Consider the following 18,226-nt stretch of genomic DNA (forward strand, 5'->3'; position numbering starts at 1 on the left):
CCTCTGCGAGGCGTCCCTGACGCTCTCCCGGAAACACCAAACAAAACACGAAACATCAGAATTGATTCATGATCAAGCGATCCAGCAAGTTCCTCTCGGCCATCGCGCTTTCCAGCGTGCTGGCCGGCTCATCCTTTGCCGCCGACGTGGATGTTCCCCGCTATATTGAGGGAAACGTCACCTGGACGGCCGATAATGTGTATTTCCTGGATGGGTACACATTTGTCCGCACCCCGGAAGGTGCGAGTGAAAAGAGCGTCCTGAACATCGAGGCCGGCACGGTGATCAAGGCCCGTGAGACGGTGAGCGGCGGCGAGGCCTCCGCACTTGTGGTGACCCGGGGGGCCATGATTAATGCGACCGGCACCTCCTCCGCGCCCATCATCTTCACCTCCGAGCTGGATGATCTGGACGGCAGCCTCGGCATTGACGACATCAGCCTGTGGGGTGGCGTGATCATCCTGGGTTCGGCGTCGACCAATTCCCGCGCCGACGGCACGGTGGTGGCTGCGCCGGTCGAGGATCAGATCGAAGGCTTTGCGGTGGAAACCGCGGAGATTCCCCTGATTACTTTCGGCGGAACCGACGATGATGACAATTCCGGCGTCTTCCGCTATGTCAGCATCCGTCACGGTGGTGCCGTTCTCGGGACGGCCAACGAGATCAACGGGCTGTCGATGGGTGGTGTCGGTCGTGGGACCACCATTGAGTACGTCGAGGTTTTCGCCAACAAGGACGACGGCTATGAATGGTTCGGCGGCACGGTCAATGCACGCTACCTGGTGGCCGCATTCGGCAACGACGATTGCTTCGACTTCGACCAGGGGTGGCGGGGCAACGGTCAGTTCTGGTTTGGCATCCAGACCGAGTCCGCTTCGGACAAGGGTGACAAGGGCGGCGAGCACGACGGGGCCACCGCTCCGCTGGACGCCATTCCCCTCGGTTCCACCATGGTCGCCAATGCCACCTACATCGGCATCGGTCCCGGTGGGGCGGAGAACGTCGCGCTGAACATTCGCGACAATGCCGGGGTGAATTACTACAACTCGATCTTCGTCGATTACGCGAAGATGATCGACATCGAGGATGACAACAAGGACCGCTTCGACGCGGGCGAAGTCATGCTGTCCAACAGCGTCTGGTGGAGCCATATCCCGGCCAACAATACCGCGGCCGATTTCAACAACCGGCCGACCGGTGCGGTCGACCCGACGGTTTTCTGGACCGATTCGAACTTCGCCAACCAGATCGCCGACCCAATGCTGGAAGGCATTTCGCGGACCAACGACGGCAACCTCGATCCCCGCCCGAAGGCTGGAAGTCCGGCCCTGACCGGCACGGTCGCCACCCTGCCGGACGACGGGTGGTTTGTGCAGACCAGCTATGCGGGCGCCTTCGCCCCCGGCGGCCCGACCTGGATCCAGGGCTGGACGAAGCTTTCGACCGAAGGCTACCTCAAACAGGCCGCAGCAGCCTCGCCGATCGGCGCGGTCAGCAATATCTCGAACCGGGGCCAGGTCGGCACCGGCGAATCGGTCCAGATCGGCGGTTTTGCGATTCCGGGATCGGCGGGCAAGACCCGGGTCATGGTCCGTGCCGTTGGCCCGGGACTAGAGGATTTCAGCATTGTCGACTTCGTTTCGGACGTGAGCGTCGATCTCTTTGTGGCGGGCGGGGCCAAGATCGCCAGCAACGACAATTGGGATGAGACTCCGGCCAGCAAGGCGGCGGTTGAGGAGGCAGTCCGGAGCTCGGGTGCCTTCCCGCTGGCCCCGGGTGGCCTGGATGCGGCCCTTGTCATCGAACTGGACCCCGGAGTCTACACGGCCATCGCCCGTGGAGTCGGTGGCGAGACCGGTATTGCTCTGGTTGAACTCTACGTACTTCCCTGATCCTCTTTCAGGGTTTAGGACAATAGACAGCCGACGGTCGGGGAAACCCGGCCGTCGGTCTTTTTTTTGGCACTTTTTGTTGATTGGGCCTATCTTTGGAGCTGTCCGGAAGTTATTCTGATGGTCCGGCCACGACAAACTCGAGTTGATCAAAGGTCCCTCACCGCCGTATAATGCCAACAGACATGGGTTTTCGTTCACAGATCAAGGCAATCCTCGCGACCGTCTGGGTGCTGGCCGTTTCCTGGTCCGTGACCGCTCAGGATCTCGGTGCGGATTCTCCGTTCCTTCCGCCAGACGCCGGCCAGCCCGCGCCCGCGCCGGTGGTTCCGGTGACCACCCTGGCCAACCTTGAGTTTTCGGGTGTCATGAGTTTTGGCCGGCAGACCCTGATCAGCGTGCACGATCTGCAATCGGATAAGAGCGTGTGGATTACGGTCGGTGGGGAAGAAGAAGGCATCCGGGTGGTCAACTACGATTCGGAAACCAAGGAAATCACGGTTTTGTCAAGAGGGGTGACGACGCGGCTCAAGTTGCGCGAGTCCCAGCTTGCGAACGGCAAGTGGATCAAACCGCTGCCGACGCTCGAACAGGAGTATGGTCGTCCTCTGACCGTAGAAGAGGAAGAAACCGAGGCCCGCATGCTGGTCAGCGATCTGCTTGAGATTGGGATGAAGGAGCGGGAACGCCAACGGGAACTCCGCAAGCAGGCCGCCGCTGGAAAACGCCCGAACTGATGTGAGCGTTGCGCCGCTCTCGCCAGGAAGAGCCGCCCAACCGCTTCCACCGGTTCGTCAGGCCGGCTTCCGGCCGGTCAGAGTGACCCAGGCACCGCCCCATCGGCGGATCCGGATATCTTCGAATCCCGCCCGTCGGCCGTAGGTCTCCAGTTCGTCGCCGCTTGAGGTCATGCTGATCTGGGCCGGACGTTTGTCGCGCGGAAATCCGGCGCTCTGCTGAAAGACTTCCCACCCGTGGTCGCTCGTGATGTCCACGTTGTCGAAATAGCAGCGGCCGCCCGGCTTGAGGACCCGCATGGCTTCCTCCACGTAGCGGAAACGATCCCATTCGTAGAGGTGCATGAAGACGACGGTGCAGTAGACGAGATCCACGGAGGCATCCGGGATGATCCCCAGGCTGACGTCGTCGAGTTCGCGCAGTTCCACATTGTCGAGGCCCTGCAGGTGATGGCGGGCACAACTGAGCATGCCGGATGAGATGTCGGTGCCAATCCATCGGTGGCAGAGCGGGGAAAGCACCTTGCCGACCCGGCCCATGCCGCATCCGATTTCGAGGATGGTATCGGTCGGTTTCAGACCGACGTACTCCCTCAGAATGTCGCGGGTGACGAGCGCGGACCGATCCCATTCGGAATTGTCGGTATGTCCGGCCACGAAGAAGCGGGCATGCTCCTCATCCGGTGCGAGTGCCTCCCATGTGCCCTTGTAGTCGGAGCGATCCTTCATTCCGCCAATCTCCCGAGGACGGGGGCGGAGGCAATGCAGAAATGGTCGGCGGCGGTTTCCAGGCTTCACATTGCGCGCCGGTTTTCCATGGTTTCAGGCAGGATGAGCGGAACGAAGGCAGTGGTTTCGGCAGGTTCGCCCGGACGATCGGCCGGAAGGCGGGTGCGTGCCGACACCCTGCTTTATGCCGTCATCGTTCAGATCGGTCTCCTGTTGGTGACTGTTTTCATTGTCGTTCTCCGCCCGTCCGCCGCGGTGGATCCCGCTTTTGAGGGGAAACCAACCATTCGAATGCCCCAGCGGGAACTTGAGCATCGGGTCGCCTTGGCTGAGTTCCAGCAGATGGCAGCCAGTCCGATGCAGATCGAGAGATTGTCGACTTCCGCTCTGACTCCGGACGGATTGCCGCCGATGCCGGCGGTTCCCCGCGGGGAGTTTAGTCCCCTTGAGAATGCTTCATTTCTCAACACCGATACGCAGGCTTTGCTGGCCCAGGCGGGCCTGAGCGGGGCGCTTGACGGAATCAAGTCGGCCGCATCGGCGGCGGCCTTTTTCGGGGTGGAGGATCTGGGAGAGCGCATCGTCATCGTGGTCAACACGTCGGCCTCGGTCATGAGAAAAGCCCGCAACAAGGGCTACACGGTCGAGCGGATCCAGCAGGAAGTGATTCGGCTGATCGAGGGGCTGGATCCCGGAACCCGATTCGGATTGATACAGTTCAGCCAGGGGGTTCGGTCGTTTGCCTCCTTTCTGGTTCCGGCCACGGCGGCGAATCGTTCGGCGGCGGCCGGTTGGATCCCGGAGAATTTGCGGGGCAATCCGCCGATAGGGCCGGACCAGGCCTGGTTTGGCCATGAGGCGGCTTTTCAGGCAGCGCTGGCCCTCCAGCCCGATATCCTCTTTTTGGTGACAGACGGGGTGCTCAATCGCCGGACCGGATCGCCGGGGCACTGGTCCTATCCGGAGATTCCTTTTCCGGTCTTTCAGTCGACCCTGGACCGGTTTGAAGGCGAGCTTCCGGAGCCTCCCCGCATCCATGTGATCGGCTTCGAGATGAAGCCGGAAGATGCCGCCCATATGCGAAGTCTGGCCCGCTCCCACGGGGGACAGGTCCGGGAGTTCTAGTGTGGTGTTGCCTTGAACTCTTCCAGATGGAGGTCCGTGCTCCAGCGCGACCGCCCATGCGTCGAGCAACCGTTTACTTTTGTCCGTAGCGCCTCACTGGAAGGTCGCGCAGCGATGGTCCCTGTGGTCCGGTCACCCGGGGCCTCGCCGGTTCCCGGGCTGCATCGGCGAGGGCCTTCTTCCAGACGGCCACTTCGCCCGGAATACCGAAATCGTTGAGTCCGGCGGCGACGGCGCTGACGGCGGGAACGATCACCCGGTGGCGCGGGTCGCCTTCGAAGTCGGGACGGATCGCGCGGACGAGGTGCCAGCAGGCCCAGGATCTCCATCGCTTTATTTCGGAGCCGCGCACCCGATCAGCCAGATGCTGGTAGTGGACCCTGGGGTTTCCGAGAAACCGGTCAGGATCCGCGTGGTGGAGGATCCAGGCGACGGCGGCATAGGGGAGGGGCCAGCTTCTGACTTCGGGTTCGTCGCCGTTGACGGAAGCGAAGAGGGCGCGATCGACCGCGAGGAGGCATCGGGCCGGAGTCGAATACTGCCAGAGATATTGGGCGTATTCGAGGCAGCGGTGATAGAAGACGGAGCCGCGGTCGGATCCGCACTCGTGCAGGTGTTTCCAGTCGAGGGTCCGGTCGGTCAGGGGGAGGCAAGGGCAGGGAGGAGGAGTCATGGCACCGGCCGAGGCATGAAGAGAAGGTCTCCCGGGCAGCGCAATGGTTTTGTGCTTGGTTTCCATCCGCGGTTGACCGAGTCTCCCGGGCAGGACTCATGGCAGACTCTCCTGAACAGGGTGTGGACACTACGGTCTACCAGCCCAAGGGGCTGAGGCGGGCGCTGCTCTGGTGTGTGAGCGTCCTTTATCGCGTCTGGGCGGCGACCATCCGAGTCGAGATCGACGCCCGATCGCTGGCCTGTGCGACCTACCACGAAGAACCCGTGGTCATCATCATGTGGCACAGCACACTCTTCATGGCTCCGATCGCCTACAAGCGATTCAGGACGAAGCGTCCGGTCTTTGCCCTGATCAGTGCCAGTCGCGACGGAGGCGAATTGGCTTATTTTTTCGGCAAGATCGGGATCGGGGCGGTGCGCGGGTCCAGCAGTCGATTTGGACGGGAAGCCTTCGGCAATCTCGTCCGCTGCAGTCTGGAAGGCAACGACATCACGGTGACGCCGGACGGCCCGCGCGGGCCGGCCTACGTCATGAAAGGCGGGGTTGTTCTGGCTGCGCGACGCACGCGTCACCGGGTGCTCCTGAGCGGCATGACTTTCGGGCGGAGCTTCAGGCTGAAAAGCTGGGATCGATTCGTGGTTCCGCTGCCTTTCTCCAAGGTCAAGATGGAAACCGAACTGATCGATCTGGACTCGGTTCCGGCCGGGGCTGAAGGCGTTGCCTACCTCCAGGAGCGGCTCAACCGTCTGACCGGGGAGCGAATCGACCGGGCGTCGGCGGATCACGCCTCCGGCCCGGAGGCGACTCGGGAACATGCCCGATCATCCGGATCGGGATGACCGGGCAGTCCGGGTCAATCAGAAGGACGGTTCGATTTCCGTAATCTGACCGGCATGGGCCGTGTAGTCTTCACCAACGGACCAACTGAGGTCGTTGACGAGGACTTTGAAGGTGAACGGCTTGACCGCCTCCTTCGTGGTCCACGACCACAGCGTATCCTTGACGCAGGCCATGGGCATGCCCTTCTCCCAGCTGAGCCCGGGGCCGTCGCCACGGAGAAAGAGCAGGTTGCCGAAGCCGATGTCGATATGAGCCCGTATGGTGGACACCAGGACGGGCGTTGTGGACGGAGCCAGGCTGGTCGCAGCCGGCGCTTTCTTGGCGGCTGTTGTTTTCCTGGCGGCTGTCTTCTTGACTGTCTTTTTCACCGTCGGTTTGGCGGCTGCCGTTCCCGTTGCCGGTTTGGCGGTCGCTGCGGTGTTGTTCGCTTTTTTCATGGTTTGTTTTCTGTTTTGGTCTGCTTAAGGACGGGTGATGCCGCCTGCGCAGACGCGCCGGCGGACCTCCCGTCGTGTCCGCGTGTGAGCCGGACAGTATGGTCCTATCGGGAACCCGGTCGGGTGACAACAGCAATTTGGGGGCCATTCCCTATTTCATTTTGAGGTTTACTCGGAAGGAGAATCCTCCAACGTGGGCGTTCTCGTTTCGGCGATTGTGGGGCCGTAGCTCAGTTGGAAGAGCGCTTGAATCGCACTCAAGAGGTCGCCAGTTCGATCCTGGTCGGCTCCATTTCCGCAATTCCCCGCAGTGGTCGCGTTCGGGATGGGTCTGATATCCCGGGCTTGAGTAGACCTGCTTAAGGTCGATACTGGAGGTATGCAAACCGTGGTCGGAGGGCGCACCGCACTACCCCGCCAAGGTCCGAACTGGATTGACCGGGCGGTCGATCCGGTGGACGGCCTGGTGCGGACGGTATTGAGTATTGGCGGGGGCGAACTCGAGGAGATGACGGCGATTGCCCCCGGTTTTCCGGGTACTTCCTTCACGGTTTTTGAGGAACGCGGGTTTCTTCCCTGGTTCCGGCGAAAGACTCCTGCCGAGGCCCGCAACCTGCGGATTGTCCGCGGGAATCCCACGCGACTCTCATTCCCGGGTGATACCTTTGACCTGGTCGGGTGCCAGTTTCTCCTGAGCCTGCCTCTTGATCCCGAGCCGATAATCCGTGAAGCGGTTCGGGTCTGTGCGCCCGGAGGGCAGATTCTCCTGCAGGACCTCTCGGGTCCGCCTTCAGAAACCTGGTTTGGGCGTTCCCTGTCTGACCCCGTCCTTTCCGAACTGGACACGGTGCTGCGGGAGTTGAGGTCGGTTCTCTTCTTCGGGGACATGCTGAGCCATGCGCTGGAAAGATCCGGTGTGGACGAGATCCGCGTGTCGGTGCAATCGTGTCCGGGAGGACAAGACTGGGTGAATTCGATCGAACATCGGCTCTGGACGCACAAACTTCACAAAGCCGTTCCCATCGCTCTTTCGCGGGTGGACGACGAACGTCCGGTCGAAGAAATCATCGATGCTTTTCTCGAACGGATGGATCCGGCCGAGGCCGGAAACCAGCCGCTCATGTGCTCGGTTATCGGGCACAAGGCGGAGTGACCGCCGCAGGCGGTGGGTTGACGCCGCCGTGATGCTGCGTTGACCGCATACGGCCTCGAAAGAGGTATTCTTCCGCGCGTCTCGCCGCGTTGCGAAAGCATGCCTGATGCCGGAGGATCGTGGCACTTATAGATCACTCCGGGGTTCGAGAAAAGAGCGGTCATTCATAGCTTTTGGTAGGGAGTTCCGCTCGCCAGAAGCGGAGCAAGAGCGGCATGGTCCAGCAGGACAGCGCAGGTTCCAAGAGACTGCGACCTCCGCCGGTTGAGAGCCGTCGGGAACGCTCCCTCCGTGTTCCGGCCATCATGCCCAGCGTGATTGCCGAGTCCGGGCTGCTCTGCGGCGTCGGTTGGTATCTCGGTCAGCCGATCGGTGACCCGGACTCCCGGGCTGCTGAAACGATTCCGGAACCGCGTGTCGGGGACGGAATTCGCCGGACCCACTTTCCTCATACCCCAAACCACAAGCCAACGTCAGCCCCCTGAGTTACCCGCCATGAAGACACACAGAGCACTACAGGCGATATTCCGCCACGTTTTCTCCACACAAGTACCAGCCCTCACGCGGGCTGCGGTGATCACCGCGGCTCTTTCTTTTGGTCTGGCGAACCTCAGGGCCGAGCAGGCGGCGGCGCCGGTAATCACTCCTGTCCCGACGGCGCAGGAAGAGATCGATGGGTTCAGTCCGCAGCCCCCGGGTTCCGGCAATGCACCCGTCACGGTCACGATGACCTCGGCCACCGAAGGGGCGACCATCAAGTACCTCAAGACGACGAACAACACCGGAGATTTCCTGGTGCTGACCTACGATCCGGACAACAAGCCGCAACTCGTGAATCACGGCACCTACTATATCCGCGCACGGGCGGAGAAGGAAGGGATGGAGCCAAGTGAGATCGTCTCTCAGATGTACATCATCCACGCGCCGGAAATCGAACTTTTTGGATTCATCGGTTTCGGGCAGGTGGCGATCAACACGACGCCGGATCCAAAGGTCTTCAGTGTCAAAAACATTGGAGACATGACCTTGAATATCGGATCAATCGTCATGGAGACGGAGGATCCCGACGCCTGGTCCTATGAATTCGTGGGAAACAAAGAGATGGTCCGGAACGCGACCGCACTGGTCAGGGTGACCTTTTCGCCGACGGAGGTGAAGAGTTATTCAGTCGCTTTCACCATTGAGTCCGATGCGACCTCGGGCGCAAACAAGCGCACGGGATCGGGTACGGGATACGACCCGACGAAGGTGGCCACGCCGAGCATCAGCTTGATCGGCGAAGAGATCCACTATGCGCCGCAGGAAATCTGGCTGCAGTGCGGCACGGCCGGGGCAACGCTTTATTATACATTGGATGGCTCCGACCCGACTGAGGCGTCGAACCCCTATGATCCGGTGAACAAACTTACGCTGACCGATGCGGGCGAGTACACGATCAAGGTCAGGGGCTTCAAGGAGGGATTGACCGCAAGCAATCCGGCGACGGAAACGTTCACGGTGGTCGAGCGGGAGCTCACCGCGACCGACGATTTCTTCTTCGATCCGCCAGTCAAGATCGGTGAGTATCAGGATAGGGCGCTCGTTCTGACCAATGTGGGTTCGCGGCCGATAGAGATCAGCCTGATCGAGATCGACCACGAGGGTTTCAGTGTGCCCGGTTGGACCGGTCCGGTGACGATCCCGGTTGGAGAGATTCGGAATTTCACCGTCCGCTTCGCGCCTCAGGAGATGATCAGCTATTTCGGGACCCTGACCATCTCGACCAACGCGACGGGCGGGAATCTCACGCGTGGGTTGAATGGCAATGCGTTGCCTTCCGATTATGGCGTGGATCCGGCTACAAAAACCATTGGGAGTGATGGGGGCGTTTACAGTGTCTACGTGTCGCTGGGTGGCGAATGGACGGCGAGCGAAAGCCTCGACTGGGTATCGATCGTGGCGACACCGATGCTCAATGATGTCACGGTAACGGTTGCAGAGAACACCACTGGTTCAGCCAGGGAAGGGACGATCACCATTGCGGGAAAGATCCATACGGTCACGCAGCTCGCGGCGGCGATGGAGCAGGTGGTCGCTCCGGTTTTCTCACCGGACCCGGAAACTGGACCCTTCTCCGGAACGGTCAACGCGACCCTTTCATCCGCCACAGTCGGGGCGATCGTTTACTATCACTGGAACCCGGAAGTCCCGAAGGAATCCTGGTATCAGTATGGAACGGGTCTGGTCATCAGTATCAGCCAGACCGGTACCTACTACGCCTACGCGAGCAAGGAAGGCTTTCTGGACAGTGAGACTGTCTCGGCAACCTTCACCATCGAGACGGGCACGGGATCGGTGGCGCCACCGACGATGAATCCCGAGGACGCGGAGACCACCTTCATCGGTCCGGTCGAAGTGACCTTCGCCTCGACGACGGATGGTGCCTCCTTCCGGCATACCCGTTTTGAGTCGGCATCGGCAGAGGAATGGACGGTGGGCGGGTCGACCATGCTCTACTACCCGGGACCGCTCTGGGTGCAGGCTTTCAAGGAGGCCCTGGAGGACAGCGCTGTCGTCTCCTCGGTCTACCGGATCCGGGCGTCCTACTCCGGATCGGTTTCGCTTGGAGAGTTCGGCGTCGCGACCTGGAAACTCTTCCTGGAGGCGGATGGATCCGGTCTCCTCATCGTCGAACCACTGGAGGGCGCTCCGCTGGTATTCGATATCCTGATCGGCGCCGATGGCAGCATTTCCGCAACCCAGAAGGAACTCTCCAAGGGCGAAGGGGAAGAAATGAAGGCCGCCGCTTCCGCGGGCTTCTTGCCTTCGGCTCTCAATCCGGGCGAAATTGAGGCGGATATCGGGCCGGATGGAACGATCACCGGCGAGCTCGGCGGTTTGGGGATCATCGCAGGCACGGTTGATCCGGTCACTGACGAAGGGCGTTCGATCTGCGGATTCTACCAGATCGATCAACTCTATGCAGGATCCGGCCAATGTTATGTTATCGTCGGAACCGACGGCAAGGTCACCATGGTCATCCTCATGCCGGATGGGGTGGATACCTGCGAGGGGTCCGTCGATGCCGGCGGCCACCTCGTGATGACGACGGCGATGGGCGGCGAAGCCGATCTGACGATTGGATCCGATCACAGTCTGGCGCTCACCCTGATGCCGCAGGGCGCGTCCGAGCCGGTGGAATTCGCCGGACTGGGCGCCGGGGCGACGGCATCGAACCGGCTGGTCAATCTCTCGACCCGCGGCTGGGTCGGGACGCAGAGCCAGCGGCTGATCGCCGGATTCGTCATCAAGGGAACGGGCAAGAAGCCGGTCCTGATCCGTGCGATGGGACCGGCCATGAGCGGCTATCTGTCGGGAACCATCGAGGATCCGCAGATCGAGGTGATCCCGCTGGGCTCGACGGTTGCGCTGGAGACCAACGACAACTGGGGAGAAGTGGCGAATCTGCAGGCGCTCATCGATGCGATGACGGTGACGGGGGCCTTTGCCGCGGAAAGCGGGAGCAAGGATGCGATGATCCTGACCGAGCTGGATCCGGGCAACTACACGGCGAAGATCTCCGGGGTGGGGGGCTCGACCGGGGTGTCGATTGTCGAGGTTTACACGGTTGAGGATCTGGATACGCCGGAGGCGCGCCAGGTCAACATCTCGACGCGTGCTTTTGTCGGGACGGGTGGCTCGATCATGATCCTGGGGATGAAGGCGGACGGCAATACGCCGCGCCAGTTCCTGATCCGGGCGGTCGGTCCGTCCCTGAGCCTGGCGCCGTTCAACCTGACCGGCGTGCTGGAGGACCCGCTGGTCCGGGTGGTGCGCAGTTCGGACAGCGTGGTGGTGGCGACCAACGATGACTGGGATGAGCCGGGGACCGGTGATGCGATCCACGCGTTGTCCGAGCAACTGGGCGCCTTCGCACTGCCGCGCGGCAGCAAGGACGCGGTGGTGCTGGTCTCCCTGCCCACCACCACCGGCTTCACCGTGAAGGTGTCGGGCAAGGACGGCGCCACCGGCGTGGCCATCGCGGAGGTCTACGAAGTGCCGTAGGGTGGCGGCTTCGGTTGAGAATGAAATGTGCCGGGCAGACGGGAATGTCTTCGGGAAGACTCCCGAAGCGTGCCATCCGTCTTCGGCCAGCCCGGCTGGATCAAACAAAACGTAGTATGCAACGTAGGGTTTTTCATGTCGAAACAAAACGTAGCATGCTACCGTTGGTTTTTCGACCGACTGCCCTTTTGATGAAGGGCACTGATTTGGAATCCCATGACCAATTCCAGCCGATTTCGGGTCATGAGCTGAGATTATGTGGGGCCCCGAGGATATCGTCGAAGCTTATAACCGACCGATCGGAGTCAAGTTTCCTTGGTCGAGCGGGGACCCTGCCGTTCTATAGGCAAACCCACAATCCTCCCCTCGGCCTCCCTGAGTCTGTCGACTCGAGAGCCTTCGACCACGATTCCGTCCGTTCTCGAACTTCGGGCGGTCTGGTTCGGGAAGCCGTCCGACCTCCGCGCGATCACAGCTGGCCGGTGATCCTGCGCCTGTCCCCCATCCCCGTCATGTTGTCATCCAAATCGATTCGAATCCTGACCCTTTCGATTCTTGCCCTGGGAGCCGCCGGTGCCGCGCAGGCGGCGGTGACCATCGCCGTCGTCGGAAAGGAGAGCTATTTCAACCAGTTGGGTCCCGATCCTGAGGACCTGACCGCCGAAGTGCTGGACCCTGACTATGACAACTACCCCTACGCCGCCTACGCGAGTGTTGTTGTGGATAATCAAAGTGACATATCGGGCGCCTGGGTGCAGCCGGACGGCGGGGCCCCCATCGCTCTGGAGTGGTCAGCCGACGAGAATTCCTACGAAGCGTATCAGGGAGTCGAGAGCAAGGCCGCGCTCGACAGCTTGTTTCCGGCCGGGAATTACCTGATCTGGTACACGCCTGCCGGTGGGGCCGGGGATATATCGAAGACCTTGTCTCTGACCCAGACCTTTCCCGATACTCCATTCATCGAAAACTGGTTTGACCTTCAGCATTACCCGGTCGGCGAGGACGTGACGGTTCGCTGGAATGCCATGAGCGGCGGGGCGGCCGACGACATCATCACGGTCGGAATCAGCAGTCTCCTGAATGGGGACACGGTCTTCGAGTCACCCGTTCATTATTTCGAGCCCGGTGGTCTCGACGGGACGGCGCGCTCCGTGACGATTCCGGCCGGGACCCTTTCCGCGGGGGTCGAATATTTGATGCTTCTCAGTTTTGACAAAGTCGAGACGGTCGACAACGGGGTCACGGTGCCGGGTGTCCTCTTCGGGTCGACCCACTATGTCGAGACGAATACCGTTATCCGTCCGGTGGCGCGTCATCCGAGCACGGTCATCAATTGGGGGATGCTGAGCCGCTGGACGACACACCAGCAGGTTGGCCCGGCGACGGTTGAACCCCTGGAGGGGGATGAAGCCGCCTATATCTATACCGCCATCTGGCTGGAAAATCCCGCCGACTTGACGGCCGCGACGGTCAACGGCTTTGTGCTGACGCAGGAAGAGGAGGGCTGGACCAGTTTTCAAGCGGTCGGTGACGACTTGGATCTGCAGAATTGGCTCTCCAACGGCGAGCATGAACTCAACTACAGCTTTGCCGCGGGAGGTTCGCATTCCACCAATCTGAACCTGACCGGGGGTGTCCTGCCGCCGGTCCAACTGGCCAATTGGAGTGAGCTCCAGGCCGCCGACGCCTCGACGGCCACGCCGATCCGCTGGATGGCGCCCGAGGGTGTGAAGGCCCGCGACGCCTACCTCGTCAAGGTCGAAGATTCCGGGGGCAATGTCCTCTGGGAGTCCGATCTGGATTTCAATTCGGACGCTGGCCTAAACGGAATGGATACATTGGTGGATGTCCCGGCAGGAATCCTCGAGGCCGGCCAGGTTTACAGCGGCTCAATCTCCCGTCTGCAGTTCACGGACATCGACCGGGGTTCCCAGGCGGACACCGTCTTTGTCGCCTTCAACGCGGTGGAGACCCGCTTCACCATCAATACCGGTGCGGTGGTGGTCGATCCGATTGAGCTCGGAGCGGTTGTTCGCGAGCTGTACTACTGGCAGGCCGGACCCGGGAGCCCGGTGTTGAGCACCGACAACTCCGACCAGTTCGGAACCCTGGCCGTCCTCTGGGGAGATTCGGCTGATTTGCTCAGCTCGGCCTCGGTCACCCTGCCTGGCGGTGAAGAGAGGGTGATGGCTTATGATGTTGAGGAAGGTGAGTTCTCCGTGAAGAAAACCAATGACGGTTTCGATGCCATGCTCGCGGATTTCCCGGCTGGAAACTACGTCCTGAAGTATCAGGTATCCGGAGGTGCCCAGGTTGAGATCACCCTGGATTTCGATCAGTCCTTTCCCTCGGCTCCCCAGTTCATCAACTGGGCGGAGGCGCAATCGGTCCTCGCATCGGAGCCTTTCACGATCAAGTGGCTGCCCATTGAGGGCATGACCGACGCGGACGCCATCCAGCTCTACGTTGAAAACGAGAACGGCCCTGTGCTTGAGACGCCGTTGATTTTGCTGGACCCCGACGGCATGGACGGCACGGCCACCTCCTACACTATTCCGGCGGGGACCCTTCAGCCGGGCCGGGCCTATGATGTGAGCCTCGATGCCATTCGACTTGCAGACCGCGACCAGACCACTGTGCCGGGCACCCCCTTCGGCGCGGCCAACGTCGTCTCCACGACATTCAACCTGATCACCACAAGCGGGAACCGGCCGCCGGTCATCGCGACGGAGTCGCTCGGCAGTGCCACCGAGGGCCAGCCTTTTGAAGTCGGGATAGCCGGATCGGACCCGGAGGACGGGGTTGGTGTCACTTTCAGTTCCAATTTCCTTCCGGCTTGGCTCGAACTGACTGACCAGGGGAATGGCAGCGCGATCCTGAGCGGGACGCCAACGGGGTCGAATATCGGCACATTCACCGTCAGGGTCACGGTTGCCGACTCCGGAGGCCTGGTCTCCAGCCGCGACTATGAACTGACTGTCGGTCCTGATCTGACGGATCCCGAAGGACGTGCCCTGGATATCGGATCGATTTCCTGGCAGAGGGACGGCACGGCTCCGTTCGTGGCCCAGATCGCGGAGGTACAGAATGGTGAGAGCGCGCTGATCTCGGGTGCGGTCGGCGACGGCGTCGCCAGTTCGTTGCAGGCCAGTTTCACCGGCCCGCTCAAGCTGTCCTTCTTCTGGAAGGTTTCTTCGGAGGCGGGCAAGGATTTCTTCCGGGTCAGGGTCGACGGGGTGGCCGTGGCCGGGATCAGCGGCGAGCAGAACTGGCGCGAGCAGAGCATTGATGTTCCGGCCGGCCTGCATACCGTGCGTTGGGCCTACGAGAAGGATGGGTCGGGTTCGGGAGGGGCGGATCGCGGTTGGCTTGACCATCTGGTCATTCTGCCTCCGGAGGCGGGTGTCTTCGCGGGAACCTACCTCGGAGAGATCAAGTCGAGCACCGGGACGGTTTCACTCTTTGTCCGGCCCAACAATACCGCGGTATTTCTCGGCTATCATCCGGAGTCGGGCAAGGGTCTGTCGAACTTTGCCTTCGTGCTTTCCGATCTCGGAGAATTCTCCTTCGAGGTGGTGAACCCGGAGGACATGAATGCGAATTACACGGTGACCGGAACGATCAGCGGTGGTGTGGCTACCGGTTCTGTATCGGGACTGGGTTTGAACTTCACCGCCAATCTGATCTCGGGTGGCGGCGAAGTGGTCTCCTACGATGGCTACTACCAGAATGCGCTGACCGCAACCACCTCCGGTCTGGTCTATCTGATCGTCGCGACGGACGGCCAGGCCTACTTCTTTGCGCAGGATCGGGATTACGTCGAGGGCTACATCACCACGATCGACGCATTCGGCAACATTGCCCTGCAGACCTCGAAGGGATTCGACTATGCCCTTCAGGTGGATCCGACGACGGATATCGTGGCGGGAACCTACACGCCCCCGGGCGGTGAGACATCGAGCATCCTCGGCATCCGCGAAGGATCACCGGGCGACGAGCTTCTGGCGAATATCTCCACTCGTGGAAAGGTCCTGACCGGCGGCAAGATCATGATTGCGAGTTTCGTCATCACGGGCACCGGATCGAAGGATCTTCTCATCCGGGCCATCGGTCCGAAGCTCAATGACTTCGGATTGCAGGGCGTTCTCCAGGATCCGGTCATCAATCTGGTGAGGCTGGGTGAGCTGATCCCGATGCGAACCAACGATGACTGGGGTGATGACGGGCAGACGAATCGTATCATCGAGGACTCGATCCGTCTCGGGGCTTTCCCGCTCAATGTCGGCGGGCGAGACTCGGTCATGGCGGTTTCGCTGGAACCCGGTGCCTACACGGCAAAGATCCGGGGCAATGGGTCCTTGACCGGGGTGAGCCTGGTCGAGGTCTATGACGCCGACGATCCGACCGAACGGTTGCCAACCGCCGATGTGGTCAATATCGCCACCCGGGGCGAGGTGGGAACCGGTCCTGATGCGCTGATTGCGGGCTTCGTCGTCTCGGGCGACGTGCCGAAGCGTGTCCTCGTTCGGGGGATCGGACCTCAATTGACCGAGTTCGGGGTGGCGGGTGCGCTCGAAGATCCGCGGATTGACCTGACCAATTCCGACAAGGAGTTGGTCGCGACAAATGACAACTGGGGTGACAATCCCGATGTGGCGGCGGTGAGTGCCGCGATGACTGAAGCGGGTGCTTTTGATCTGCTCGAAGGCAGCAAAGACGCCGCGCTTCTCATCTGGCTGCAACCCGGTGCCTACACGGCCAAGGTGACGGGGATCGATGGCGGCACGGGAGTGGCCCTGATCGAAGTATACGACAACTGAGATCGACCTCTGGCGGCACAACGACTCGGCAAGTGCGGGACAGTTGCTGCGGTTGGTTCGGGTTCTTGACCGGCAACACGGTGATTGGGGTTTGACGGAGGATTGGACCGGAGAATTGACTGATGTCGAGCCCTCCGGTCATCTGGTGGGAATTCGACGCCCCCAGACCCCGTGTTTTCCCTGATTTCGTTCGTCTTCTTCACCGCCCTGGTCGGCCTGGTTTCCTGGCTGAAGACCCGGAAGGATGATCATGCCCACGGGGCGGGTTATTTCCTGGCCGGGAACAGTCTGACCGGTTGGGTGGTGGCGGGTTCGCTCATGTTGACCAACCTGTCGACCGAGCAGATCGTCGGATTGAACGGCGGCGCCTATCTGAACGGGGCCATGGTCATGGCCTGGGAGGTGATCGCGGCGATCGCGCTCGTGGTGATGGCCTTGTATTTTCTTCCCCGATACTGGGCGGGTCGAATCACGACGGTTCCCCAGTTCATCGAGAGGCGCTTCGGCCGGGGGATGCGACAGATCCTCAGTGTTCTCTTCCTCTTCTTCATCACCATCCAGTTCCTGCCCTTTGTCCTTTACTCCGGGGCCCTGGTCATCAACAGCCTCTTCGATGTTCCGGGTTGGCTCGGCCTGTCCGAGGAAACGTCCGTCTGGGTGACCGTCTGGGCGGTGGGCACGATCGGGAGCATCTACGCTGTTTTCGGCGGATTGAGGGCCGTTGCCATTTCCGACACGGTCAACGGCATCGGCCTGCTCATAGGTGGCTTTCTGGTTCCGGTCCTGGGTTTGGCGGCCCTGGGTGGGGGCAATCCCGTGGACGGGTGGGCACGGATTCTTGAGAATCAATCAGGCATGCTGGACCCGATCGGAGCCGCCGGTTCGAACATCCCGGTCGCTACGCTGTTCACCGGAATGATCCTGACCAACGTCTATTACTGGTGTACCAACCAGCAGATTGTCCAACGGACCTTTGGCGCGAAATCCCTGGCCGAGGGCCAGAAGGGCGTATTGATCGCGGCGGTACTGAAACTGCTCGGACCGCTCTACCTCGTGCTTCCCGGAATCATCGCCCTGGAAATGTTCGGGAGTGATCTGGCCCTGCCGGATACGGCCTACCCGCTCCTGGTCGAAGCCGTCCTTCCGGCCTACCTGGCTGGATTCTTCGGGGCAGTTCTCTTCGGGGCCATCCTCAGTTCCTTCAACAGTGCCCTTCACAGTGCCTCGACCCTCTTTGGACTCGATGTCTACAAGACGGTATTTCGCCCGCAGGCTTCCGATGAGGAAACGGTCAGGGCCGGAAAGGTGTTCGGTGGTGTCCTCGCGGTGGTGGCCATGTCTCTGGCTCCCCTGATCGTGCATGCGCCCGAGGGGCTATTCACCCTGATGAAGAAAGTCGGTGCGGTCATCAATATCCCGATTCTGGCGGTTGTCGTCATGGGTGTGGGCACCCGTCGCACCCACGCCAGGGCGGCGCGGATCGGGCTCTTCTCCGGCATGCTCTTCTACGTGGTCTTCAGCTGGGTCCTGGGCAATCGGATCGGTGGGTTTGAGATCCACTGGCTGCATTCGGTGGGGTTGAATTTCGTCTTCATGTGCGGGCTGATGGCCCTCCTGAGCCGGCTCATACCGGCCGGGGAAACAAGCGATGAAGGGGTTCTTCGTCCGGCTGTATCAGGATGGTGGCGGCTGGCAAAGCCGATGTCGGCTGCCCTGATTGTGCTGGTCTTCGCGCTTTATGTCCTGCTGCACCAGTTGGGGAATTGATGACCG

At 61.2% G+C, this 18,226-nt stretch carries 11 protein-coding genes and 1 tRNA gene; 9 read left to right on the forward strand and 3 right to left on the reverse strand.

What is annotated here, in order from left to right; genetic code table 11:
• Positions 1-68: 68 nt before the first annotated feature.
• Entirely contained in the window at positions 69-1,892 is a 1,824-nt protein-coding gene (locus tag R3F07_06155; GenBank protein ID MEZ5275942.1) for a hypothetical protein, read from the forward strand.
• Positions 1,893-2,077: 185 nt separating this feature from the next.
• A complete protein-coding gene (locus tag R3F07_06160; GenBank protein ID MEZ5275943.1) occupies positions 2,078-2,629 on the forward strand; it encodes a hypothetical protein in 552 nt (183 codons plus the stop codon).
• 57 nt (positions 2,630-2,686) lie between these two features.
• Here R3F07_06160 and R3F07_06165 read toward each other — a convergent pair whose 3' ends face one another.
• Positions 2,687-3,358 (reverse strand): class I SAM-dependent methyltransferase, encoded by a 672-nt coding sequence (locus R3F07_06165; protein MEZ5275944.1) that lies wholly within the window; start codon positions 3,356-3,358, stop codon positions 2,687-2,689.
• A 102-nt stretch (positions 3,359-3,460) separates the two neighbouring features.
• Between R3F07_06165 and R3F07_06170 the strand changes: the two genes are divergently transcribed.
• Positions 3,461-4,483, forward strand: coding sequence for a hypothetical protein (locus tag R3F07_06170; GenBank protein ID MEZ5275945.1), 1,023 nt, complete (start codon positions 3,461-3,463; stop codon positions 4,481-4,483).
• Between the two features lie 73 nt (positions 4,484-4,556).
• Here the strand turns inward: R3F07_06170 and R3F07_06175 are convergent, their stop codons facing one another.
• The gene (locus R3F07_06175) at positions 4,557-5,222 is read right to left on the reverse strand and encodes a hypothetical protein (GenBank protein ID MEZ5275946.1); all 666 of its coding nucleotides are present in this window, start codon (positions 5,220-5,222) and stop codon (positions 4,557-4,559) included.
• 32 nt (positions 5,223-5,254) lie between these two features.
• Between R3F07_06175 and R3F07_06180 the strand changes: the two genes are divergently transcribed.
• Entirely contained in the window at positions 5,255-5,998 is a 744-nt protein-coding gene (locus R3F07_06180) for a DUF374 domain-containing protein (GenBank protein MEZ5275947.1), read from the forward strand.
• An 18-nt stretch (positions 5,999-6,016) separates the two neighbouring features.
• Here R3F07_06180 and R3F07_06185 read toward each other — a convergent pair whose 3' ends face one another.
• Positions 6,017-6,436: a hypothetical protein gene (locus R3F07_06185; GenBank protein MEZ5275948.1), complete on the reverse strand. Its 420-nt coding sequence runs from the start codon at positions 6,434-6,436 to the stop codon at positions 6,017-6,019.
• A 219-nt stretch (positions 6,437-6,655) separates the two neighbouring features.
• Here R3F07_06185 and R3F07_06190 point away from each other — a divergent pair.
• From R3F07_06190 to R3F07_06210, 5 genes are all read left to right on the forward strand, one after another.
• A tRNA-Ala gene (locus tag R3F07_06190) sits at positions 6,656-6,728 on the forward strand.
• Between the two features lie 87 nt (positions 6,729-6,815).
• Positions 6,816-7,589 carry a class I SAM-dependent methyltransferase gene (locus tag R3F07_06195; GenBank protein MEZ5275949.1) on the forward strand — a complete coding sequence of 258 codons (774 nt, stop codon included), beginning with the start codon at positions 6,816-6,818 and terminating at the stop codon, positions 7,587-7,589.
• Between the two features lie 495 nt (positions 7,590-8,084).
• Positions 8,085-11,633 carry a chitobiase/beta-hexosaminidase C-terminal domain-containing protein gene (locus tag R3F07_06200; protein ID MEZ5275950.1) on the forward strand — a complete coding sequence of 1,183 codons (3,549 nt, stop codon included), beginning with the start codon at positions 8,085-8,087 and terminating at the stop codon, positions 11,631-11,633.
• A gap of 512 nt (positions 11,634-12,145) precedes the next feature.
• Positions 12,146-16,453, forward strand: a complete 4,308-nt coding sequence (locus R3F07_06205) for an Ig domain-containing protein (protein ID MEZ5275951.1) — start codon at positions 12,146-12,148, stop codon at positions 16,451-16,453.
• A 171-nt stretch (positions 16,454-16,624) separates the two neighbouring features.
• The gene (locus R3F07_06210) at positions 16,625-18,220 is read left to right on the forward strand and encodes a solute:sodium symporter family transporter (protein ID MEZ5275952.1); all 1,596 of its coding nucleotides are present in this window, start codon (positions 16,625-16,627) and stop codon (positions 18,218-18,220) included.
• Positions 18,221-18,226 lie beyond the last annotated feature (6 nt).

It is taken from the genome of Opitutaceae bacterium (assembly GCA_041395105.1).
In the GTDB taxonomy this organism is placed as follows: Bacteria; Verrucomicrobiota; Verrucomicrobiia; order Opitutales; family Opitutaceae; genus B12-G4.

Bases quoted from the DNA above. Each gene is read 5' to 3' on its own strand.
- R3F07_06155 (MEZ5275942.1), top strand. From the start codon at position 69: ATGATCAAGCGATCCAGCAAGTTCCTCTCGGCCATCGCGCTTTCCAGC.
- R3F07_06160 (MEZ5275943.1), top strand. From the start codon at position 2,078: ATGGGTTTTCGTTCACAGATCAAGGCAATCCTCGCGACCGTCTGGGTG.
- R3F07_06165 (MEZ5275944.1), bottom strand. From the start codon at position 3,358: ATGAAGGATCGCTCCGACTACAAGGGCACATGGGAGGCACTCGCACCG.
- R3F07_06170 (MEZ5275945.1), top strand. From the start codon at position 3,461: ATGAGCGGAACGAAGGCAGTGGTTTCGGCAGGTTCGCCCGGACGATCG.
- R3F07_06175 (MEZ5275946.1), bottom strand. From the start codon at position 5,222: ATGGAAACCAAGCACAAAACCATTGCGCTGCCCGGGAGACCTTCTCTT.
- R3F07_06180 (MEZ5275947.1), top strand. From the start codon at position 5,255: ATGGCAGACTCTCCTGAACAGGGTGTGGACACTACGGTCTACCAGCCC.
- R3F07_06185 (MEZ5275948.1), bottom strand. From the start codon at position 6,436: ATGAAAAAAGCGAACAACACCGCAGCGACCGCCAAACCGGCAACGGGA.
- R3F07_06195 (MEZ5275949.1), top strand. From the start codon at position 6,816: ATGCAAACCGTGGTCGGAGGGCGCACCGCACTACCCCGCCAAGGTCCG.
- R3F07_06200 (MEZ5275950.1), top strand. From the start codon at position 8,085: ATGAAGACACACAGAGCACTACAGGCGATATTCCGCCACGTTTTCTCC.
- R3F07_06205 (MEZ5275951.1), top strand. From the start codon at position 12,146: ATGTTGTCATCCAAATCGATTCGAATCCTGACCCTTTCGATTCTTGCC.